1 protein-coding gene is annotated in these 355 nt (G+C 67.0%); it reads left to right on the top strand.

Going from position 1 to position 355, the window contains the following annotated elements; translation table 11 throughout:
* Positions 1 to 193 precede the first annotated feature (193 nt).
* Positions 194 to 355 (top strand): DUF4190 domain-containing protein (locus R0J88_RS19070; RefSeq protein WP_410900739.1); only part of this gene is annotated, 162 nt, incomplete at its 3' end.

The raw sequence follows: 355 nt of genomic DNA on the forward strand, positions 1-355 counted from the left end.
CAGGACATGGTAGTGTGTCGTCATGATGCAGGACAACGAGACCCACATGACAGAGACTCCCACGCCGCGCGACGACACGTCCACGAGCGGCTCACAGCCCCAGGGGCGCGCTCAAGAGTCCTCGCAAGGGCCCTCTCAAGGCCCCTATGCGCCGACCCCGCCCGCACAGGACACCCACGCCAGCACGAATCTCATGGCAGTGGCCGCCTTTGCGCTGAGCGTGCTGGGCTGCCTGCTCGCGCCTGCGGCACTCGGCGGCGTCGTGTGTGGCCACATTGCGCGCAACCAGATCCGCCGCAGTGGCGAAGCCGGTAACAGCTGGGCCCTGGCCGGTCTGATTCTCGGCTATCTGCTG

It is taken from the genome of Pseudoalteromonas sp. SIMBA_162, assembly GCF_046535955.1.
GTDB lineage: Bacteria > Pseudomonadota > Gammaproteobacteria > Enterobacterales > Alteromonadaceae > Pseudoalteromonas > Pseudoalteromonas marina.